The sequence below is a fragment of the Glycomyces halotolerans genome, assembly GCF_054779575.1.
In genome coordinates this window covers 1-660 of the sequence record NZ_BAAGXZ010000062.1, presented here as the reverse complement: position 1 = coordinate 660, position 660 = coordinate 1, and the positions used below count along the sequence as shown (strand labels likewise).

1 pseudogene is annotated in these 660 nt (G+C 33.2%); it reads right to left on the bottom strand.

Features of this window, described 5'->3' with window-relative positions:
- Positions 1-420, bottom strand: a pseudogene (locus ACYVL2_RS20030) (tRNA uridine-5-carboxymethylaminomethyl(34) synthesis GTPase MnmE); the annotation flags it as partial.
- Between the last annotated feature and the right edge of the window lie 240 nt (positions 421-660).

The window sequence follows — 660 nt, the reverse complement described above, 5'->3', positions numbered from 1 at the left end:
AATTAAATCCATAACAGCTTCCGCCTGTGATAAATCAATACGACCATTTAAAAAAGCACGTTTGGTAAACTCTCCTGGTTCTGCCAGGCGTGCACCATTTGCCAAAACAAGCTGTAACACACGATTAACTGAAACAATTCCACCATGGCAGTTAATCTCAATAATGTCTTCTCTCGTAAACGTTTTAGGGCCTTTCATAATAGAAAGCATCACCTCTTCAATCGTTTGTCCATTTTTAGGATCAACGATATGACCATAATGAATGGTATGAGAAGGTACTTCATTTAAGCTTTTATTTGAAACACTCTTAAAAATACGATCTGCAATACTTACCGCTTCTTCTCCACTTAATCTTACAATCGCAATTGCTCCTTCTCCCATTGGAGTAGAAATTGCAGCAATAGTATCAAAATCTAACATTTGAGTTTCACCTCATCCCTTTGGACTAGTTATACTATTATTAAAACGATTTTTTACTATCGTTCACATTTTTATAAAAACAAAAACATGCCTTATTAAAATTAAGGCAATCAACTAACTAGGATACCACAATTCAATCAATAAAAAAATGAATAGTAGTTATGCACAATCTCAAAATAAACAGTACGTATTATTTTAACTTATCCACATGTGAATAACAATTGCTATCTTTCGTTTTTG